We start from the raw sequence: 21,602 nt of genomic DNA on the forward strand, positions 1-21,602 counted from the left end.
TTCGCGGGGGCCATTTTCGACTTTTCACTTCGTCGTCACCGGGCCTGTCCCACTGACCTCGATCAGGGTCGCAGTGCCTTACTGCCCCCGATCGAAAGGCCGTGCCTCCCTGATCGGGATGGCCGGGAGACGCCCGACACCGACGGAGAAGAAACCAGAGCGACGTGCCTGGTGCGGTGGATCTGACGCTCGTTTCAGTATTGCAGCGAGTTCGTCATACGTGCGTCGGATCCAAAACCGCACTAGTGTGGCGTCTCGCAATTGCCTATGCCCTTTGCGGCAAGCCCCTGTAGGCAATTGCGAGACATAAGCCACACTAGCACTTTGATTTTGCTAGTGTCCCTATGTCTCCGAATGACCGTGCGAGCGCGAGGCAAACGTAGCGGTAATTCGGAGACGGGACACTAGAATCATAATGATGCTAGTGCCCCCTTGTTTCCAACGTTCGTAGAAGCGCCTGCTGCAAAGGAATACGAACGTTGGAAACGGGACACTAGCAGCGGCGATGTTTCGGCAAAACGGCGCGATCGAATGGGTTCGCGACGACTACTGCCCCTGTCCGCGACGGCGGCTTTGATCCTCGCCGCTGTTCGATGTGCCGGCGTCGCCGCCACCATAGCCCACCACCTCGACGATGATGACGGAGGGCTGCTCGTTGGGTCGGTTCTGCGCCGGCAGGCCGGTCTGCTGCGTGGCGGCGGTGACGTTGGAATTGGTCGTCAGCGCAACGTTGGGCGTCTGGGTAAAGGTGAGGCCCGTCACCGTGCCGCTGGCCTGGATGTTGAAGGCGTTGAGCACGATCTGCGCCACCAGCGTGATGTCATTGCCGCGCAGACCGGCCGAACCGACGTCGATGGTGCCATGGGGCGCGACCAGCGTGACGTTGCTCTTCTTCGGATCCTGGCCGGGCAGCGTGACCAGCGCGGCGATGCCGGCGCCGGTGACCAGCCCCTGCGGACTGGTGTAACAGTAGCCATTGACGGTGCAGACTTCGCTGACCGCCGGACTGGAGACGTAGGTCTTCGGTCCCGCGCCGGCGTTGATGTCGCCATTGGCAGTGAACAGCCCGATGTCGCCGCCCTGCAGGGTCATGATCCGGCTCTGGTTCAGCAGAACCGAGTCGTCGGCGAAGCCGCGAATGGCGCCGCCGGCGAGCGTCAGGATGCCCTCCTGGTTCGGCGCGAGCGTGTCGAGCGAGGTGTGGCCGACGGTGATGCCGCCGCCCGGCCCCAGGATGTTGATGTCGCCGCCCATCTGGGTCTCAAGCAGGGACGCGGCGACGTTGAGTTTGCCGGTCGGCAGCTTCACGGCCGCGCCGCCGCCGCTGCTCGCGCCGTTGTCGGTGTAGCCGGAGCCGGCCGGGAACAGCGTGGCAATCGCCGTATAGGCGCGGCTGTATTGCGCATAATACGGGCTCGACGAATTCTTGTAGTCGTGCGCCACCTCGAAGAGAAATTCGAGAAAGGCGCGGTTGACCAGCAGGCGTTGCCGCGCCGGCGACAGGCCCTGGAAAGTGGCCCAGGCCTGATCCCGTGGCTGGCCGAGAACGGCGGCGATGTCGGCGAGAAAATCGATGCCGCCAGCGCCGGCGTTGGCCGGATCGACATATCGGGTGATTGCCGCCGCGTAATCGATGCCGGGCCTGACGCCGAACAGCAGGTCGATCTCGGCGCCCTGCGCCGGCAGATAAGGCTTGACGGCCGGCCCGCCGAACGTGTCGCCGACCGCGCTGCCGTTGCCGATGGTCGCGATGCCATTCGCCACGGTCGTGAACGGACCCAAATCATGCCCGGCCTGCACCACGAAGGTGCCGGGGCCGTACAACGCATAGGAGCCGCCTACCAGGTCGTTGCCGGCGACGATGCTGGTGATGTCGTCCGGATTGTTGTTCTGGCCGATGAACTTGAGGCTGGCTGCCTGGACGCCGTTGCTCGTCGTCGCGAGCCCTCCGCCCTGAGCTATCGCCGCATAGATGTTGTTGCCAGCCTCGATCTGCGCCGGCTTGATCAGCGTCAGACTGGCGGTAAGGTTGGTGGCGGGGTTGACGGCATGGATATCCTGGCCGGCCGCGATGACGACGGGCGCGGGATCGTTCGCATGCAGCGCCTGGGTCAAAGTGGGCAACGGCACCCCGAGCGGGCTGATGTAGTTGGCGTAGTCGGTGATGTTGCCGCTTGCGCCAAGATACTGCGTGATCGACGCGCTGAGATCGGGCATCACAAGGCCCGCCCCGAGGGCAATGGATCCGGCTGCGACCATGCTGACGGTGCCGGTGTCGCTTCCGGTCCAGGTCGGATACGGCAGCAGGTTGGCGTTTCCGACGCCGCCGCCGGCCGCTCCGCCGCTGTTGAAGACGATGTCGCCGCTGAGCGCCGTCAGGTCCAGCGTGGCCGGCAGCATCAGCCCGATCGTGGTGGATTTCGCACTACCGCCGACCTCCTGCACACCAGGATTGTGCACAAAGAGCCCGGCGATCGACGACGGGGCGACGGTCAGGGCCGTCACATCGCCCATGACACTGGTCAACGCAATCCCGCTGCCCTCTCCATAGCTGGTGAACAGATTGCTCCAGGTCGGATTATCGTTCTTTGCACCAGCACCAGGCAGAGCTTGACCTCTCGTCCGCACCGCGTTGTCGAGCGGCAGCGACGCCGGATCGTAGACGTTGCCGAGCGTCACCGAGCCACGGGCGGCCAAGGTGATGAAGCCGTCCTGCACCGCCAGCAGCAGCGGCAGCGCATACAAGCCGACGACCTGACCCGACGTGTTCGTCGTGATCCCGAGGGTCGGCTTGTCCTGGTTAAGCGGATTGCTGGTGGTGGCCTGGACCACCCCGCCCACCCGGATGACACCGGCGCCGCGGCCGACCAGGAAATCGCTGCTCAAGAGATCGCCGCCGGCGCTGACGCTGAGGTTGCCGCCGCCGTAGTAGGTCGCCGCCGGTCCGATCAGATTGCCTTTCGCATCACGGGCCCCGGTCCCGCCGCTCACGACCAATGTTTCCGGCAGCGACGCGCCGACATCGACGATGTCGGCGCCGGCCGACAGCGCGATGTTGCCGCCGCCGAGCGCTCCGAAACCCTGGAAGAAGGTGGCGTAGTTGATCCAGGCCGCGGTCTGGCAGGCCACCGAACTCGCGGATGCGCAGTCCGCGAACGGCGTCGCGCTGCCGTTCGATTTGCCGTAGTGGACGTACCAGTCGCTCCATATCTGGCCGGTCGAGGCGCCGGCAATGCCGGTCCGGCTGCCGTCGGAATCGGTCGGCATCTCGATGCCGATGATGGAGCCGCCAGCCGTGACCGTGACCGCACCGCCGCCAGTGCCCCAGGCCGGCGTGCTGACAAGGCCATTCGGATTGCTCGTATAGTACGATGGCACCGTCGGCGCCCTGAAGTCCGCCGGCATCGCCGTAGCGGCGCCGGCGGTATAGACCGCGCCCGGCGCGACCTGGTCGCGCAGTTCGACATCGCCGGCCGCCGCGATGGTGATGGAGCCGGTGCCGGTGCGCACCAAAGTCGGGATGTCGACGGTCAACGGCTGGGGGCTGTAGGCGATGGTGTCCTGATAGGAGGTGTGGCCGTCGATGGTAACGCTGCCGACCGGGTTTGTCGCGGCGACGGGCGCGGTCAACGACACGACCGCGTTGGGATCGACCGAAGGGGCGCCGGTGGCGACCGTACCGGTGGCGCCACCGAAATCCGCGCCAGCGACGAAGTCATAGGAGAAGGAACCTTTGCTGCCGGCGAAAGCCACCGGCATCAGCGGCGTGGCCGCCGTGGTGTTGTACACCGCTGATCCGTTGAATATCGCCGGATTGTTGGCGATCAGATCGGCCGGCGGTTGCGGCGCCGGTGCTGGCGCTGGCGCCGCCACATATGTGTCCGCGAACAGCATCGTATAGGCGGGCGGCGCGGACGGCGGCGCCACCGCATAGCAAACAAGGCAGAACGGACCGTCGATACCGGCGACGTTGCCGAGCGTCTGCGGCTTGCCATTCAAGGTCTTGGAAAGTGATCCAACTCCGACCTGAAGCGCCGCAGATTGATTTCGAAAGTTCGCATCGATGACACCGAAGAAATAGCTTGCCCACGCCGATGCGTAGTCGTTTCCGCTCGCCGAATGGGCGATGTCGTAGTACAGGGTCGTTGCCGTCGGAGCCCTAGGGATAGTTGGCGGCAGCACCACTCCTCCTGCTCCTACCAGTTGCTCAACGTAGCGCGCAACGTCGGCATTGGAGAGATAGCCGCCAAAACCAGGGGAAAGGCCGACATCCTGACTGGTGCCGGCAACGGTATTCGTCGCAACGATCTCGGCTTCGTAGGCGTGATACATGTTGACGTATTGAATATAGAACTGGTTGTATTGGTCGATCACCTGGGTATCGCCAGTCAGGCTGGCGATGTTGCTCGGCTTCTGCAAATGGAATTGCAGCGCATTGAAGACGTCGTCTGTGACGTCGTACACACCCGGGATATTGAAGAACGCTGCGCCAGCACGGGAAACCGTGGTGAAGCTTCCATCGTTGAGGGCGACGGCGTCGAAGACGGTTCCGCTGTAAATCAGCACGCCGCCGCTGAACAGACTTTCATAGGCGGCGTAGGTTGGCGACGCGGTTTCGTTGGCGTAGGCGCTCGCCGCGCCGCTCACCACCGGCGGTGGCGTATAGGGCAGATAAAAGCCGTCGCTGATGGTGGCGTTGATCACCACGTTGTTGAGCGCGCGCAGCGCCAGGCTTCCGGGCTCGCCCGTGGCGGTGCGATAGTTGAGCGTGGTCTTTCCTGAGCTGTCGGTCACGCCGGAGCCCAGATTCCAGTTGCTGGCGACGGTGATGTTGCCGTTGTTGACGTCGGCGCGCGGATTGCTCAGGTCAATCCCGGGCCGCAGGTGGACATTCGGGATACCGGCAAAGCTGCCGGCATTGGTCAGATCGAACGTCTGCACGAACCCCAGCAGCGTCGTCTGGTAGAACGTTTCGTGGTTCGTGTTCACCGCGTTCGGCACGAACAAACCGGTATTGCTGTCGGTGATGCCGGCGACCGGCGTGCGCACCCCGCCGCTCTGGGTGGCGATGACGGTGTCGACGCCGTTGATGACATCGTGCCAGGTCCCGTCGACCATGGGGACGACCCAGGTGCCGTCCGCCTTTTTCTGGCCACTCGCGAACCAGCCGGCCGGATCGACGACGCCGTCGAAGTGCCTGGTCGGATCGGTGACCGGATCGTTGGTGCTCCAGAGCGCATAGGCGTTGAGCACCACGCCGTTACCGCTCGGATGGCCGCTGGCGTCGGCCGTGCCCTTGACCGTGCCGTCGAAGCTGATGTTGACGCTCTTGTCGGCGAGGATCGGCGCGCGCAAATTGATGGTGCCGCCAGCGCCGTTGGGACCGCCGCCGACATCGAGGATGGCGCCCGCGGCGACGGTGATCTTGCCCGAGGTCACGACCTTCTCGTAGCCGTAGGTGGCGTCGGTCGCGCCATTTGCATCCGGCGTACCGGTGGTGCCGAGCGTGATGGTGCCGCCGTTCTGCGCCTGGTTCGCGGTGCCGCTGCCCGAAGCGGGATCCTTCGCATCGTCGGCAAGGAACGCCGCCCGCAGGACGGCAGTCGAATTGATGTTCACGCCGCCGTCGGTGCTGGTCGGTACGCCGTGCGCGTCGAACTTCGTCACGCCGGCACCGTAGAGCGCGATCTGGCCGCCGCTCGGTCCGCTCGCATCGATGGTGCCGTCGACGGTGACGCTGCCGCTGCTGGTGACCAGCAGCACCTTGCCGGAGACGAGGGTCTGGCCGGCCGCGATGGTGATGTCGCCGCGACCGAGGCGCACCGCGAAGCCGCCGGTGAAGCCGCTGGTCAACGGCAGCGCGCCGGACCTGCTGCCGGCCTGGAGCACGAAATCGCCGCCGAGATCGTTGTAGGCGGCATGGCCGTCGAGGGTGCCGTCAAGCGCCGCATTTTTCGCGGCCAGGACGGACAGCGCCCCGGCGAAGCCGTTACCGGCAGCCGCGACGCTGACGGTCGCGCCCTGGCCAATGGTCACGTTGCCGGTGGCCGAAGTGATCCGCACATTGCCGCCCGGCGTGTCCTCGATAATGTCGAGGACAGCGATGCGCGAGCCGGAGGCATCGATGATAGCTCCCGCGCCGAGCACGACGTCGCCTGCCGTCGCGGTGAGGCTGACGTTGCCGGACAGCGCCCGAATGATCGCGGTGTCGGTGATCGACGCGGCGGTGACGGCGAGCGCGCCGCCGATATTGGTGGCGGGGTTGGCGGGAGCGGTCCCCGCGGCGGTGACCAGGGTGACACTCCCCGATGTCGCGAGCGACTGCGTCGCGCCGCCATTGACCAGGATGACCGGGGCGGACAGCGCCATGTTCGCCGTTCCGGCATCGAGGCCGCCGGAGCCGCTGAACGCAATGGCCTGGCCGGCAACGAGATCAATCTGGCCGAAGCCCCGCAGGCTCTTGGCGCCGATATCCCCGGTGATGGTATCCGAGGCCTCGAGCGTCAGGGTGCCGCCGGCGGCGGCGATGCCGGTGCCGGTGACGCCGCGGCTGTTGGCGAGATCGATGTTGCGGGCATTGACGGTGGTGCTGCCGCCCTGGCCGTACAGCCCGGCGCTGTCGAAGGTCAGCCTGCCGATGGGGTGCGCTGCGTCGCCGATCCGCAGCCCGCCGGCGTCGTAGAGATTGACCACCGACGCGCTGCGCAGGCGAACCGAGACCGCATCGGCGAATCCTGCGAGCACCGCCGGGCCCAGCACCACGCCGGAGCTGCCGCCGCCGATGTTGATGACCGAGCCGGCGACGTCGTAGTTCGCCGCTTTCAAGATCGCGCTCGAGGCGAGCGCGCCGCTGCCGCTGGTGTCCAGCGTCAGGGCGTTACCGCCGTCGATAACAGCGCCGGCGCCGATCGAGAACGCTCCCTGCGCCGTGGTGCCGCCCGGCTTCGGACCGGCGCCGGTATATTGGCCCGGCACATAGTGGCGCGTCACATTCACGGTGGTGCCGTTCGAGACGCGCAGCAGCGAGCCATCGCCGCTGATCCCCGCAGTGTATCCGGTCAACTTTCCGGTTGTGCTGTCATACTGCGCGACGGGATCGGCTCCGACCGAGATATCGCGACCGGCGCCGCCGGGCACCACGCCGGCCGCCATGATGACGGCGCCGGCATCGACCTTGATGCCGCTGCCGCCGGCGAGCGAGACCAGAAGAAGCTCCGGAGCGGTCAGCGGATGCGCCGCATCGGTGGCGATCTCGAGGTTGAGGGCGCTGGCGGTGATGCTTTCGACGCCGTTGACGACGGCGGCGGTGCCGCCGATCAGTACGGCACTCGCGCCCAGATTGCTGATCTGGTCGGCGTCGAGCACAAGGTAGCCGGCCGGGCTCGACGGCAGCGTCCCGTCGGCCCCGGGCGCGGCGACCAGGATGTTGGTAGCGCTGATCTGCACCTGGCCGCCGCCGCCCGCGAGGCCCGGCGCCAGATCGCTCACACCCCGCGCAAATCGGTTGGCGCCCGCGAGGTCGAGCGACTTGATGGCGCCGAGCACCAGCGCGCCGCCGTCGATCGGCAAAGGCGGCGGGGCCTTGCCGGCGGCGAGCGCCTGGCTACGGAAGAAGCTCGTGCCCGAGGTGATGTCGATCCGCGAATATTGCGACCAGACCGCCTGCGACTGGAGCTGGAAGATAGCCGACTGCGATGACCGCGCGCCGGTGAGCGCATTGCCGAGGGTGCCGGTGACATATTGCGAGCCGTCGGGACCGGTGTAGCTCACGGTGACGTTCGGATTGACGTTGCCAGCTACCTGCACCACCCGGTAGGCACCGGGCAGCGTCGCATACATGCCGGGCAGCAGCGTATAGGTGCCGGCCGGAATGCCGCTGCCGGCAGCGATGGTCACCGACTGGCCCGGCACGATCGCATTGGGGAACGTCACGCTGTTGCCGGTGCTGCTCCCGCTCGGCGCGCTCACGCCGGACGAATAAGGCGCAGCGGCGAAATTGGGATCGTAGGCCGCGACAGCGGCCTGGTTGGTCGGGACCAGGGCGTAGACCTGGCGTCCGTCAGAATAAGTCGGCGTGTAGGTGCCGGTCGCCGGGTTCTGCTGATAGGTCGCGAGCACATTGCGGGTACCGCCGGTGCCGGCCACATATTCGGTGGCGTAGATGTCGCCGCCGCCGCTGAGGTCAAGCACAGCGCCGGACCGGGTCGCCACGCTGGTGCCGAAAATACTGATCGATTTGCTCGGCGGCGCCGTGAGCACCGACGGCAGGTTGTCGCTGCCGGGCGAACCTTGATACCAGGTGGTGCCATCGACGGCGTAGCCATCGGGAATGACGAGGCCGGCGGCCGACACCGAGGTCAGGCTGCCCGCGCCCAGGGTGACGCTCTGGGTAACCGCAAATGGCCCGACGTAATTGGTAAAGCCGGTCAGAAAGACAAACGCCGCGCGCGGAATCTGGCTGGCGCTCTGCATGCCGAGGACAATGCTGCCGAGCGGCGCCCACAGCGTGCCGTTCTGCACGATGGTCTGCGCATCGAACAGGAGCGAACCACCGGCGGAGAGCGGCGCCGTCGGGACGCCGTTCTGGGCGATGGTGATCGTGCTGGCGGAAGCCTGGGTGCCGGTCGACATCACAAGAAAGTCGGTGTTGCTGACGGGATAGATTTCGGCCGCCCGCAGCGTCAGGTTGCCCGGCGCGACCAGCGCGCCGCCGAAGGTCGACCGCCCGTCGCCACCGCTGCTGGTGACAGAGCCATAAGTGTCAGGCAGCAGCCGGATGGCGGCGGCGCTGGTGAAATTCGCGCTGACGATGTTGTCGAGCGCAATCGCACCCTGGAGGTCGATCCATCGGGCGGTGACGTTCAAGGTACCGTCGGCGATGCTGGGAGGCACGAAGCCGTTGCCTAAGGCGACTTTCCCGACGACCCGGACATAGCCCGCATCGAGGTTCACGGTGGCGCCGCCGATGCGCGAGATGCAATCCGCCCCACAACTGCCAACCCCAAAGTTGTTCGTCGAATCGTCGAGGTGGACGCCTGACGGCAGCAGGCCGGTACTCGCCGGCAACAGCACGAGGTTTCCGCCGCGGGAACTGAGGGTCAAGGCGCCGGGGACCGATACATCGACCGAACCGCCGAACGCGATGGCGGAAACGGCGTTCAGGGTCACGGAATCGAAGCCGCTGTTGCTCAGCGTGTCGGCACCGATGAAGGCCCCCGACGTGGCCGCCGCGCCTGCCGCCGGCAGGTTCGCCGCGACGATACCGGCGGGCTCCACCACGATCGTGTTCGGTGACGGCGAGGTCGCCGTGCCAACCACGCTGCCAATGGTCAGGCTGCCGCCGGTCGCGAGCGGCGCGCCGCCGGCCGCATCGACGGCCCCGGCAAAATAGATCATCGTGCCGAAGAGCTGGAGATTGCCGCCATTGCTCCACGCCGCCTGCCCCGACAAGCCTTGCGTGAAGCCACCCTGCGGCAGCTGGATCAGGTTGCTCGCCGCCGTTACAGCCGCACCTTGCAGATCGAACTGCGCCCCCGGCTCCGCCGCCAACACCCCGGTCCGCGCGCTGAGCATGATGGAGCCGCCGCCGAGCACCTTGCCGGTCGAATAGGCGACGACCTGAGGATCGGGCACGAACACCCCGCTGACGTCGAGCACTGCGGTCGCGCCGATCCGTACCTCCGCGCCCGATACGTTGATGGTGCCCGCCGGCGCAACGATTCTGCCGAGAACGCTTGCGGTCGCAAGCGCGCTCAGCGTGACCGTGGCCTGCGGATCGGCGACAACGGCAGCGCCGCGATCGAACAGAATGCTCGTCCCATCCAGCGTCAGGCTGACCGGCTTGCGCAGTCCATCAGGCAATACGCCAACGGAGGCGAAGTCGCGCACCAACGCACCGGTCGGGATTTGCGTTGCGCCGCCAGCGGGCAAGACGGTCGACTGCCGCAGCACCACCTGCGTGCCGGCGGTGACCGTGGTGCCGCCATAAGTGTCGTTCAGAACATATTGAGAGAAGCCGTCGATGAAGAACGCCGGCGGCAACACCATCTGGCCTGCCTTCGCATCCGAGACGGCGACATCGGCAGCCGGCAACCCGATCGCGGCGGCTGTCGCGCCGGACACGTAGGACGTCACTCCCGCTGTGGCGCCATCGATGACGATGGTCGGCACCGTCAGCGTCAGCGTGCCGCCGCCATCGAAGCCCTGCGCATAGATGGTGCCGTCCAGCAGAATGTTGGCCCGGTTCGGCTGGTTGACAGTGCCGTCAGGATTCGCGCCATGGGGGCTAACGTTGTAGAGATTTCCGATATTGCTTGGTTGGCTCCAGCCGCCGGCGTAAGTCGTCAGCGAGATGCTGCCGCCCTTGCCGACCGGCAGGCCGTCGGCCCCGGTCTTGAGCTTGCCGGCGGTGTCGACATAGCCGCCGCCCGACACATCGATGATGCTGCCGGGCGACAACACGATGCTCTGGGTGACGTCGGTGAAGATGCCATCATCTTTGCCTGGCCCATTGCTGGCGGCCAGCGTCGAGATGCTGACGCTGCCGCCGTTGACATAGGCGCGGCCCTCGAGCTGATCCGGCGACAGGCCGCTGTCGTTGACCCAGAGGCCGCGCACATCGAGCACGGCATCCGGCCCGATCACCAGCGCCGGCGTCGGCGGCCGCATCGGCGCGCTGGTCCCGCCGCCATAGGTAAAGCCGGTGAGGCTGATCTTGCCGGCCGGCGCGCTGAGCACGCCGTCGATCCTGGCGACGCCCTCGAGCGTGATGCTGCCGCCGGGCCGCACGACAAGCGAGGCATCCGCCGGCATGCTGAGCTGGTACGCACTCTTGATGGAGATCGCGTTGAGCGCGGCACTCGACAACACGTCGGAAAAGATCGGGAACACGCCGTTGCGGAGCACCGGCATCCAGGTGGACGCATTGGCAAAGCTGAAGCCGCTCAGGCCATACGGATCCGGCCCGGCATCCGCCTGCGGCTCCAGCACCACACTATAGTTAAACGTACCGGTGGCGAAGGTGATGCTCAGCGACGCGCCGCTCGGCATCCGGTCGGAAACCGCGATATTCGACGATCCCGCCTGTGCGCGCTGGCGATTGCCGGCGACCACATTGCCGATGATGTCATTGACGATCGGATTGATGGCCGCCACGCTGACGGAGCCGGCATCGGCGCCGGCGATATAGCCCGCCTCGTAGCGCGCCCCGCCGCCGCCCCAACTGAGATAGACTTCGGTCAACTTCGTGTCGACGGCGCCATTGACCTTGTGCTCGACGGTGAAACCGTCGGCAAGGCCGACATAGCGCATGGTGGGATCGGCGCTACCGATGTCGACGATGCGCCCGTCGGCACCGCGCAGCCGAGTGGTGGTGATGGTGCCGCCGGTGTACTGGACATAGCCGCCCGACACATTAATCGCCGCGCCCGGCTGCTGGATGACGTTCTGCGCCGAGGTTTTGAAGCTGCCACCGGCGGTGAGAAGCTGGTCGATGCGCTGGGGGATCAACCCGACATAGCCGGCGGCGTCGAGCAGCGGCGAGCCGACCCACTGCAGGCCGTCGGCGCGGGTGCCGCTGAGGCGCGCATCGATGGTGACGGTCTTGCCGATCAGGCTTTTGGCAAGCGGGGTATTCGCCACCTCGGCGGCAGTGAGAAGGATGCTGATCTGGTTGACCGACATCGGCAGCGTGACGCCGGCGATCCCCGAGAGATCGATGGTGCTGCCCTGCTCGAGCAGGACCGTGTATCCTGCTCCGACGGTCAACGCGGCGCTCGGCGCCTTGATCAGCGCGCCGTCGCCGCCATCGCCGCTGCCCCGCACGTCGACGCTACCCAACGCCTGGATGTCGATCTTTGGCTGCAGCACCGTCTGGAAATACGGCGCGTTGTTGGCGCCGTTGGCGTTCGTGGTGGAGTTGACGGTCGCGGTCGGCAGCGTGCCGCTGGTCTCGTCCGGCAGGATCGCGGTGAGGCTCGCCGACCCGAGCACGATATTGCCGTCCGCACCGCTCGCGCAGGTTTGCAGGCAGAGCGTGTTCAGGCTGATCGAGCCGGTGCGCGTGGTGCTGGTGGTGGCGACGATGCCGCCGAGCTGGCTGATCGAACCACCCGCCAGCGTCACCGCGCCGTCGTTGGCGATGAGCAGTCCATTGGACTCGTTGGTCACCGGGCCGCCGCCGGCGAGGACCTGAATTGCCGTCTTGACTCCGACGACGTTCGACGGCGGTGTGATCAGGGTGACGGACTTGTCCGCGGCCAGGATGATCTGGCCGTTCCGGGTGGTGATGGTGCCTGCATTGCTGACGCCGCCAGCGCCGAGCAGCGCCACGTAGCCGCCGTCACCGGTGGAAGTGAGCTTGCCGGTAGTGTCGACGATGGCGCCGGGCTCGACCGTGATGGTGCCGCCGCTGCCCTGATTGAAGATCGCGGCACCCTTTCCGGTGAGGCCGAGGTTTGTGGGGATCGTACCCGAGAACAGCCCGCTCTGCAGATAGACCTGATAATTGTTGTTGCTCTGGGTCGTGCCGAGATCGAGCGTCGAGGCGATCAAAGTATGGACGTTGACCTGGCTGCTGCCGCCAAAGATGATTCCGTTCTGGTTGATCAGGTAGACCGCGCCGTCGGCCTTGATCGCGCCCAGGATCTGGCTCGGCACGCCGGTGGACGCGATCTTGTTGAGCGCCGACCAGCTCGCATTGCCCTGCTGGTTGAAATTGACTGTGGTGTCCTTGCCGACATTGAAGGTCTGCCAGTTCAGCAGCGCATTCTGCCGCGTCTGGTCGATGTTGATCGTGGTCTTGCCGCCGCTGGTGGTCTGGGTCGGCGTGTTGGCACCGGTCCATGTAGTGACGGGATTGGCGACGCCGGGCGCCTTTAGCCCGCTGTCCGGAACGAGGCCGCCGGTGACAAGACCGTTCGGGACCGAACTTGGCGCGCCGGCCGCCACCGCCCGCGCTGCGCTCTGCATGGCCTGCAGCGCCTGGATCGCCCGCGTCGCTCGCGCCATCGACTGCTGGGAGTTCAGCGCCGCCTGTTGCGCCTGCTGCGCCGCGTCCAGCGCCGCGCTGGTGGCGGCCGTCGTCGCTGTGGACCCGCTGGCGTATCCGAACCGATGCGCGCTCGCCCCCGAACTCGCCGCCATCGCGACGATGCTGACCCCGGCGAGAAACAAGGCGCGACGCGAAGCCGAATTCGAACGGCGGAACGACAGCATACGGGGCCTTCCCAACGATGAGGTGATTGGAAATGAACTCGACGACACGCAACGACGGCCGGCCCGCGAGCGCCCTGCCGCGATGCCGACCGGTCGATGGAACCTGCCCCTATCCCGTCCGCCGCGCGGCTCCGGCCGATGGCTTGCGCCCCAGCCCAACGCGATCGACGACCCGAGGCGTGCCGGCCCCGTCTCTAAGACAGTTTGAGACGCGCTAACGCGAAGCGATTTACGAAAAAAAATCAAAAAAACGGGTGCCGCCGCGGCCGCCTCGCCTGCCCGCCCGAACGCCTGAAAACCAGTGTCGGGTCAATCGCTTGAAGGCGGCGTCCGAACCTGCCGCATACGCCGCTCCACGGCCTTGGCCACCGCCGACCTGGCGCCTTTTGCCGCACTGCCATTGAACATCGCGAAATCGACCGAGCGCTCGCCCAGCGTCAGCACCAGCCGGCGCGGCTCGATCCGCTCCACCTTCCAGCCCTCGACGTCGTCCCCCATCCGCACCCGGACAACCTTGTCGCCGGATTGCCTGATGGCGGCACGCCCGTCGCCGCCCTCGCGGACGATGCCGAGCAGGACCACGCTCGGCGGCGGCGCAGGCGTCGGCGGCGGTTCCAGACGATTGACGACGGCGACCGGCTTCGGCGGCGGCCGCCGTGTCGGCGAGAACAGCGGCCGCTCAACGGTCGCCGACAACTGACCGATCGGCTGACGCTCCACCGGATTGCCGACCACCGCCTCGCCGACCGCGTCCGCTGCGCACGCGAACAATGCGCCCGAAATCCATGTGCAAAAGCCGAGCACGATCGCGATCGAACATTGCCGCCGGGCGCCGAGCGAGATGCCGCAGAGAGAAAGGCCGCAGCGTGAGATGCTCATGGGTCCCTCGTGCAATCCCGATGACGACAAATTACGATCAGGGTGCATCACGCCATCACATGTTGCAAGGCATCATCGATGCCCGCGAGCCGAACATCGCGCTCGGATTTTTCGCCGACGTTGTTTGCATCAAATCTGTGAAGACGAATCACAGCCGGACATTCTCGCCATGCGCGGGATGCGGGCGGCTCTGCCACAACGGCGTCATCGAAGCCGATGACACTCCGCGCGGTTCGGCAGACGACACGCCGCCGAACGATCGATCCGCATACACTCCCAACGACACGCGCTTCGATCGACACCGAAGCCTCAACCGATAGACAAAGACGTCGCGTCATGCGTTCGAGTCGCCCCCCTGCCGGCCTTGCGCCGACGCTGCTCGGCGCCGTGCTCCTCTCGGCCGTGGTGCTGGCGGCGTGGTCGGGTCCGGCGGCCGCCGCATGCGAGCTACGGTCGCGCGGCGGCGCGATCAAACACGTGGTTCATCTCCAATTCGACAACGTCCACCTGCAGCGCGACAATCCCAACGTCCCCTCCGATCTCGAACAGATGCCGCACTTGCTCGACTTTCTGGTCGGCGACGGCACGGTCGGCGGGAACCAGCGCGTCGCACCGGCCGCGCAGAAGGCGAGCGAGACCCTCACCGTCATCACCGGTCTCCACGGCGATCGCACGGGCGTGCCGATCGGCGACAGCTACGGCACCTTCCGTAGCGACGGCGGTGTCGGCTTCACGTCCGCGTTCGGCTACTGGACCGCAACCGGCGGCGACGGCAGACCGCTGATGCTCTCGGACACCGGCAGGACGGTGCCCGCGCCCTGGGTGCCGTTTACCCGCGCGGGATGCGACGTCGGCGCCTTCGCGATCACCGGTCTCACGCTGCAGCAGCTCGGGTCCGACGTTGCAAATGTGCTGGACGCACGAGCCACGGCCGGCGACCCGGCCCAAGCGAGCGCGGACCTGCTCGGCATTGCCATTCATTGCGCGCGCAACAGCCCGTTGTGCGGCAACGCCGATGCGCGCCCCGACATCCTGCCCGACGAGCCCGGCGGCTATGTCGGCTTCGACGCGCTGTTCGGCAACCGCCATGTCCAGCCGGTGATCTCGCCTTCCGCTCCGGTGAAGGACATCGACGGCGATGTGATCGCGGACGTCGCCGGCCATCCCGGTTTTCCCGGCGCATCGGCGGCGACAGCGGCGGCGGCGCTGGGCTACGCGGCCGCGATGCTCGAGGCCGGCGTGCCGGTGGTCTACGCATCCATCGGCGATGTCCGCGCACGGGACGCGACCGGCCAGCGCGCAGCCGGGCCGGGCGAGCGCGCGATCGTCGCAAGACTGGCGGACGACGACGCGGCGTTCAAGAGGTTCGTCGACCGGCTCGCCGCCAACGGAATCAGCAAGCGCAATACCCTGTTCGTCGTGACGTCCACGGGGACCGATCGGTTCGTCGGCCGAGCGCCGCGTCCGCCGGCCTGTGACGGCGTCACCGTGCCCTGCAGCTATCCGCAGATCGGCGCGTTCGACGCCCTCATCAACCGCCTGCTCGCCACCGAACGGCGCAATGTCACCGCGTTCGATATCCGCCCCGGCAGCGCGCCGCCGTTCTACATCCACGGCGATCCGCTCGCCGCCGATCCCTTGACCCGCACGCTGCAGCAGGACGTCGGCGTGCTCGATGTCCGCAATCCGGTCACCGGCAAGACCGACCGGCTGGCCGCCATGCTGGCGGATCGCGCCGCGATGCAGATCCTGCACATGATCACGGCGAGCCCGGCGCGCTCGCCGAGCTTCATCATGTTCGGTGACCCCGACTATGTTCAGCGGACCGCACCGAACGGAAACGATTGCGCGCTGCCGCCCGCCTGCGTCGCGATCGATCCCGCCGTTGCCTGGGTTTCCGGCAACGTGCAACAGGCGGTCGGGAGCAGCTGGTTTGCCATCGCCGGGCCCGGCGTCGCCCATCTCGGGCAGACCACGGACATGGTCTCCGGACCCGCCGACCTGCGGCCCACGATGCTGGCGCTGCTCGGCCTCGCCGATCGTTACCTGCACGACGGCGTCGTGCTGGCGGACGTCCTCAACGCCGCCGCCCTGCCGACGGCGCTCGCTGCCAGCCGCGATGCGTTCACGACACTGGCGCAGGCCTACAGGGATCTCAACGACCCGCTCGGGCAATTCGGCCGCAACAGCCTTGCGCTCGCGACCCGGGCCATCAGGGGCACCGATACGACCTATGCGCGCTATCTCGATGCGATCGGCGCGGTCTCGGCCCAGCGCGACGCACTGGCCGGCGAGATCAAGGCGCGGCTCGCGGGCGCGGCGTTCGCGCACCGGCCGATCGCACCGATCGACGCCCACACCCTGGCCGGCCGCGCCGACGCGCTGATCCGCGACGTCGAGGATCTTGCCGGCAGCAGCATCGGCCCCGCCGACCGGCCCTGGAAAGCGGCAAGCGATGCACATTGACAACGACGCGGCCGGCATCGCCGGCGCGTCCGGAGGGAGAACAGTCGTGCAAGGTATCGAACGGTCCCGTCTCCCGCGCCCGTCGCTCGCTGGCATCGCCGGCCTGTGGCTCCTGGTCGGCGGCCTGCTCGGCGGCTGCATGATCGACAAAAGCATCGACCTGCCCGGCCGCGATCAGGTCACCGACCCGATCCGCGATGCGGATCTGCGCGCGCGCTGGCCCAATCCTGTCGGCGGGCAGGTTTCGACCGCCGGCGCGCCGGCGCCATCGCCGCAGCCCATGGTGTATCCGGGCGCCGACGCCGATCCCGCAGCCGCGCCTTCGCGCGAAATCGGCACACCCGCGCGCATCGCGTCCGCCGCGCCGGATGACGACGTGGCCACCGCCGGCACCGGCATTGAGATGAACTTCGACAACGCGGATATCCAGACGGTGGCGAAATCATTGCTCAGCGACAGCCTCGGACTGAATTACGTCGTCGACCCACGTGTTCAGGGCAACATCACGCTGGCATCGGCCCGGCAGGTCCAGCGCAAGGACGTACTGCCACTGTTCGAGAACGTGCTGCGAATGATGAACGCAGCGGTGCTGCGCGAAGACAATCTGATCAAGATCGTTCCGCTGCCGGAAGCCGCCGGCGCCGGGCCCGCCACGTTCGGCGGCGGGCAGCCGGGCTACGGCGTCTCGATCGTGCCGTTACGCTACGCCTCGGCCGCAGCCATCGGCAAGACGGCGGAGAATTTCCTCTCGCGCCCCGGCGCCGTCCGCGTCGACCAGGCGCGCAACGTTCTCCTGATCCAGGGTACGGCCTCCGAGCGGCAGGCCGCACTCGGCGTCATCGCGACGCTCGACGTCGAATGGCTGCGCAATCAATCGGTCGGGCTCTATCCGCTGAAATCGACCGCACCCGAGACCATGATCCGCGAACTCGAGAAAGTGTTCGACACCGCCGAAGGCGGCCAGGGACAGGGCGTGATCAAGTTCCAGCCGGTGTCGCGCATGAACGCCGTGCTGGCGGTGAGCCGCAATGGAACGACCCTCGAGCGCGCGACGCAATGGGTGCGGCGGCTGGACCGCTCCGATCCCACCGGCACCACGGTGCGGGTCTACAGCTTGCGCTTCGGCAACGCCCGCGGCATCGCCCGCATCCTCAACGAGATGTTCGTCGGACGCTCCTCGCAGGGCGGGTTGGACTCCCAGACGAGCCCGACGGCGCCCGGACAGAACGCGACGGCCTCGCGCATCGATTCCCTCGGCAGCGGCAGCATGAGCAACGCCACTCAGGGCACGACGACCCAGGGAGGCACCGACAATTCATCGACGACCGGCAACCGCGCCGGTGGAACGCAGGCCGCCTTCAGCACCTTCACGGATCGCAAGGACGCCGACCAGGACGCATTGGCGAACGCCGCCGGCGCGACGGGATCCGGCGCGATGCCGCGCGGCGTGTTTCAGAACGTACGGGTCACGGCCGACACCGCCACCAATGCGATCATGATCTATTCCAACCAGGACGATTATCTGGTGATCGAGCGGGCGCTGGAGGCGCTCGACCGCCCCAAGTTGCAGGTCGCTGTCGATGCCATGGTGGCTGAAGTGACCCTGACGGACCAGTTGCAATTCGGCGTCCAGGCCTACCTGACCAGTGCCAACGCCGGCGCCGGCCCCGACAAGGGATCGGTCGGCCTGTTCACCGCCGCGCAGTCGGCGGCGCAATCGGCCCTGCTCGCGCGCGTGCTGCCCGGCTTCAATCTGCTGCTCGGCGCCGAATCCAATCCCAAGCTGATCCTCAACGCGCTCTCCACCCTGACCACCGTCAAGGTGCTGTCGGCCCCCTCGCTCGTGGTCGCCGACAATCAGCCGGCCATTCTCGAGGTCGGCGACCAGGTGCCGGTCTCGACCGGCAGCGCCACCGTGCTGTCGTCCTCGAACACCGTGGTCAACACCATCACGCTGCACAACACCGGCATCATCCTCAAGGTGCTGCCGCACGTTCATCCGAACGGATCGATCGAGCTCGAGATCGAGCAGGAGATCTCGAACGTCGTCAATCCGGGCGGCAGCAGCGCCCAGAACCTGACACCGACCATCTCGCAACGGCGCATCCACTCGACCATCGGCACCAGCAGCGGCCAGACTGTCCTGCTCGGCGGCCTGATCAAGGAGGATGACGAGCGGACGGTGTCCGGCATTCCCGGGCTCAACCAGATCAGGTATCTCGGCGATCTGCTCGGCCAGAAATCCGACAACAAGACGCGCTCGGAGATCATCGTGTTCGTCACCACGAAACTCGTGCGCAACAGCCACGACGCGCAGGTGGTCGCCGAGGAGTTCAGGGACCGCCTCGACACCATGCGCCGCTCGCCGTCGGTCGTCAGCGTGCCTGGTCCGGCGCCGCGGCGTGCTCCGCCGCCCCGGCTGAAGTGAAGCCAAGTCTGATCAAGTCGAGAAACGAGCCCTCGATGTCGATTCGAACACCCGTGTTGGGCCTTCTGGGAGCGGCTGTCGTGAGCGCGACAGCAGCCGCGGCGGAACTGAGCGGCGTGACGCTGAAGGACGATGCGATCGTCGTGTTGCTGAGCGGCGATATCGCGGAAGGCGACGCCGACGCGGCCGAAGCGCTGATCAGGGCGGTCAACGACCGCGGCCGCCTGATCTCCGCGGTGCGGCTGGATTCGCCGGGCGGAAGCCTCGCGGAGGCGGTCAAGCTCACGGAGCTGATCCGACGGGCAAAGCTGCCGACGATCGTTGCCGCCGGTGCGCGATGCGCGTCGGCCTGCTTCATCGTGTTCGCGGCCGGAATCGATAAATTCGCGAGCTATGACGCCGCGATCGGCGTCCATGGCGTATCCGACAAGTTCGGCCACGAGACCGCGCGGACCGAGGCGGCGACGATCTCCATGGCCCGGATCGCAAGCACGTTCGGGGTGCCGCCGCGCATCATCGGACAGATGATCGCCACGCCGGCGCGGGATATCGCCTGGCTCACGCCCGATGACCTGCGCGCCATGGGCGCAATCATGACCGGACGGCAGGTGCGTTCCGCTCCGCCGATGCTGACCGACGACCCGCAGCTCGCCGCACTGGATCTTCAGCCTCCCGAAGCGACGGCTCTGCCGTCGGTGCAGGCTGACCGCCGCGACGCCGACGCCACCGCGGCGGCCGGCCGCGGCGACTATTCAGATGCGATCCGCCTCTGGCGGCAAACCGCCGATGCGGGTGACGGCATGTCGCAATACAACCTCGCCCGAATGTACGCGGCCGGTCATGGCGTGACACGGGATCTCGCCAAGGCCGCCACCTGGTATCACCGCGCAGCCGAGCGCGGCATCGCGCACGCCCGGCTGAGCCTCGGCATCGCCTACGCCCTCGGCCGCGGCGTCCCCCCGGATCTGCTTCAGGCATATAGATGGCTCGACCTGGCGGCCTCAGCTTACACCGCCGACCAGGATCGTCGCCGCGCTCTCAAAGCCCGTGATCTCGTCGCGGTGAAGATGACGTTGCCCCAGATCGACGAGGCGCAACGTCTTGCGCGCGAATGGAACGGGCAACGCGGCGCGGATCACCGCAAGCGGTAGTCACGGATGGTGATTTGGCTCGCGCCGCCGCGAACCCGATGCCTGCCCCCATTCATCGACGCCCAAGCGGTAACGTATACACCGGTGCCGACGGGCGATACGGGTAGACCGAAATGCCGAAATTGCGGCCATATTGCTGTTGGACGCCCGGCACGTTCACGACACCAATCTTGAGATCGGAGGATTTGGCATCGATCGGCGGGGTGTTGGTGACAGGAGGGTTCACGCGATCGACCTCCCGCTTCAGCTTCTCGTTGAGGCAGCGGAACGAACGCTCGCTCGCCCCACTGACACAGCGTTCCTGCGTCCCGGCGGCGGCGTTCCGCGAAGCGCTCGGTCCCTGTTGCACGGCAGGCCCCGCCGTCAGGGGGGGCGGCGGAGGCGAGCCAACAATAATTTCGGGTAAGGCGGTTCGCTCTTCCGCGCTTACCGGCACCGCAGCCAGCATCGCAATTGTCATCGCAACGATGTGCGCTTTCATCGGCAGCTCCTCGCCAGTCAGATTTCATAGCGTCATCACCGCTCGTCCCACCGGGATCCGCGTTGCAGTCAACCGACGTAATGCCGTGCGGCAAGTGGCATTTGTGCTGAAGGCACTGCGATGAAACATGGTCACCGGCGGCGGCAAGATCAATACGGCCTAACGCCCTCCTCGAGCCAGGACCACGATCGCGCTGAGCCGCGTATTGAGGGCGGCGAGATCGACCCTTCCGATCTGCGAACCACCGAGGCCCCGGCACTTGCGGGCACATCCACTGCCGCCGCGGCCCGGTTCACCGAATGTCGCAACCGGAACAATGCCCGTGACCCGAAAGCCGCGGGCGGCGAGCCTGGATCGCACAGCGAGACAGTAATTGACCGAGAGGTAGGAGAACCTGGTTTCTCCATGACCAGCGCGGTATTTCATGACCGCCGTGCAGAGATCGCCGCCGGCAAGACGCCATGCCTGCGCGAGATAGGTCACGCCATAGCGAATATTGGTCTCCGGCACAGCGAGGTCAGCAAGCGAGCCGGTGAACCCGAGCATCCGCGCTGTGGACGGCAGGACCTGCATCAGCCCGATCTCGCCGACGCCGCCGATCACGCCGGGATTATAGCCACTTTCCACCCCCATCACCGCTTCCGCGATCTCCGCAGCAAGCCCCGACCCCGCGACCTGTTTTTCAATCAGCGCGCGATAGCGTGCGCGCTCGTCAAGTCGGCGCGGCGCAGGCCCGTCATCCATTACCGGGCTTTCGCCACTCTTGGCCGGATCGGACGCGGTCTTTGGCGTCGCGTTGCCGGCTTGCGGCGGCGGTTCGACCGCCGCAACGCGCGTATCGAACGAGGCGGACGGCGCCGCCCCTTCAGCAAAGGCAATCTCCGACGCAAGGACGACGCTGGCAAGCAGAGCCCATGCCGCCGGCCGCCCGATCCCCGCGCGTGGTCGGCACAGATGCAAGCGACCTACAGCCGTCGGCATG

At 66.9% G+C, this 21,602-nt stretch carries 7 protein-coding genes; 3 read left to right on the top strand and 4 right to left on the bottom strand.

The window, feature by feature from the left end; genetic code table 11:
* Positions 1–546 precede the first annotated feature (546 nt).
* The gene (locus DB459_RS25395) at positions 547–13,215 is read right to left on the bottom strand and encodes a filamentous haemagglutinin family protein (protein WP_253709538.1); all 12,669 of its coding nucleotides are present in this window, start codon (positions 13,213–13,215) and stop codon (positions 547–549) included.
* Between the two features lie 309 nt (positions 13,216–13,524).
* The gene (locus tag DB459_RS25400; RefSeq protein ID WP_253709541.1) at positions 13,525–14,094 is read right to left on the bottom strand and encodes a hypothetical protein; all 570 of its coding nucleotides are present in this window, start codon (positions 14,092–14,094) and stop codon (positions 13,525–13,527) included.
* Between the two features lie 216 nt (positions 14,095–14,310).
* Here DB459_RS25400 and DB459_RS25405 point away from each other — a divergent pair, with 216 nt between their 5' ends.
* The 3 genes from DB459_RS25405 to DB459_RS25415 are packed head-to-tail and all read left to right on the top strand — an operon-like array spanning position 14,311 to position 20,139.
* On the top strand, positions 14,311–16,560 hold the full coding sequence (locus tag DB459_RS25405) for a hypothetical protein (RefSeq protein ID WP_253709544.1): 2,250 nt from the start codon (positions 14,311–14,313) through the stop codon (positions 16,558–16,560).
* A 46-nt stretch (positions 16,561–16,606) separates the two neighbouring features.
* The gene (gspD, locus tag DB459_RS25410; RefSeq protein ID WP_253709548.1) at positions 16,607–18,988 is read left to right on the top strand and encodes a type II secretion system secretin GspD; all 2,382 of its coding nucleotides are present in this window, start codon (positions 16,607–16,609) and stop codon (positions 18,986–18,988) included.
* A 35-nt stretch (positions 18,989–19,023) separates the two neighbouring features.
* Positions 19,024–20,139 (top strand): hypothetical protein, encoded by a 1,116-nt coding sequence (locus tag DB459_RS25415; RefSeq protein WP_253709551.1) that lies wholly within the window; start codon positions 19,024–19,026, stop codon positions 20,137–20,139.
* Positions 20,140–20,191: 52 nt separating this feature from the next.
* Here DB459_RS25415 and DB459_RS25420 read toward each other — a convergent pair whose 3' ends face one another.
* The gene (locus DB459_RS25420) at positions 20,192–20,620 is read right to left on the bottom strand and encodes a hypothetical protein (RefSeq protein ID WP_253709553.1); all 429 of its coding nucleotides are present in this window, start codon (positions 20,618–20,620) and stop codon (positions 20,192–20,194) included.
* 159 nt (positions 20,621–20,779) lie between these two features.
* Entirely contained in the window at positions 20,780–21,601 is an 822-nt protein-coding gene (locus DB459_RS25425; protein WP_253709556.1) for a transglycosylase SLT domain-containing protein, read from the bottom strand.
* Between the last annotated feature and the right edge of the window lies 1 nt (position 21,602).

Source organism: Bradyrhizobium sp. WD16 (genome assembly GCF_024181725.1).
Taxonomy (GTDB): Bacteria; Pseudomonadota; Alphaproteobacteria; order Rhizobiales; family Xanthobacteraceae; genus Bradyrhizobium_A.

Bases quoted from the DNA above. Each gene is read 5' to 3' on its own strand.
- DB459_RS25415 (WP_253709551.1), top strand. From the start codon at position 19,024: ATGTCGATTCGAACACCCGTGTTGGGCCTTCTGGGAGCGGCTGTCGTG.
- DB459_RS25425 (WP_253709556.1), bottom strand. From the start codon at position 21,601: ATGCCGACGGCTGTAGGTCGCTTGCATCTGTGCCGACCACGCGCGGGG.
- DB459_RS25405 (WP_253709544.1), top strand. From the start codon at position 14,311: ATGACACTCCGCGCGGTTCGGCAGACGACACGCCGCCGAACGATCGAT.
- DB459_RS25400 (WP_253709541.1), bottom strand. From the start codon at position 14,094: ATGAGCATCTCACGCTGCGGCCTTTCTCTCTGCGGCATCTCGCTCGGC.
- DB459_RS25395 (WP_253709538.1), bottom strand. From the start codon at position 13,215: ATGCTGTCGTTCCGCCGTTCGAATTCGGCTTCGCGTCGCGCCTTGTTT.
- DB459_RS25420 (WP_253709553.1), bottom strand. From the start codon at position 20,620: ATGAAAGCGCACATCGTTGCGATGACAATTGCGATGCTGGCTGCGGTG.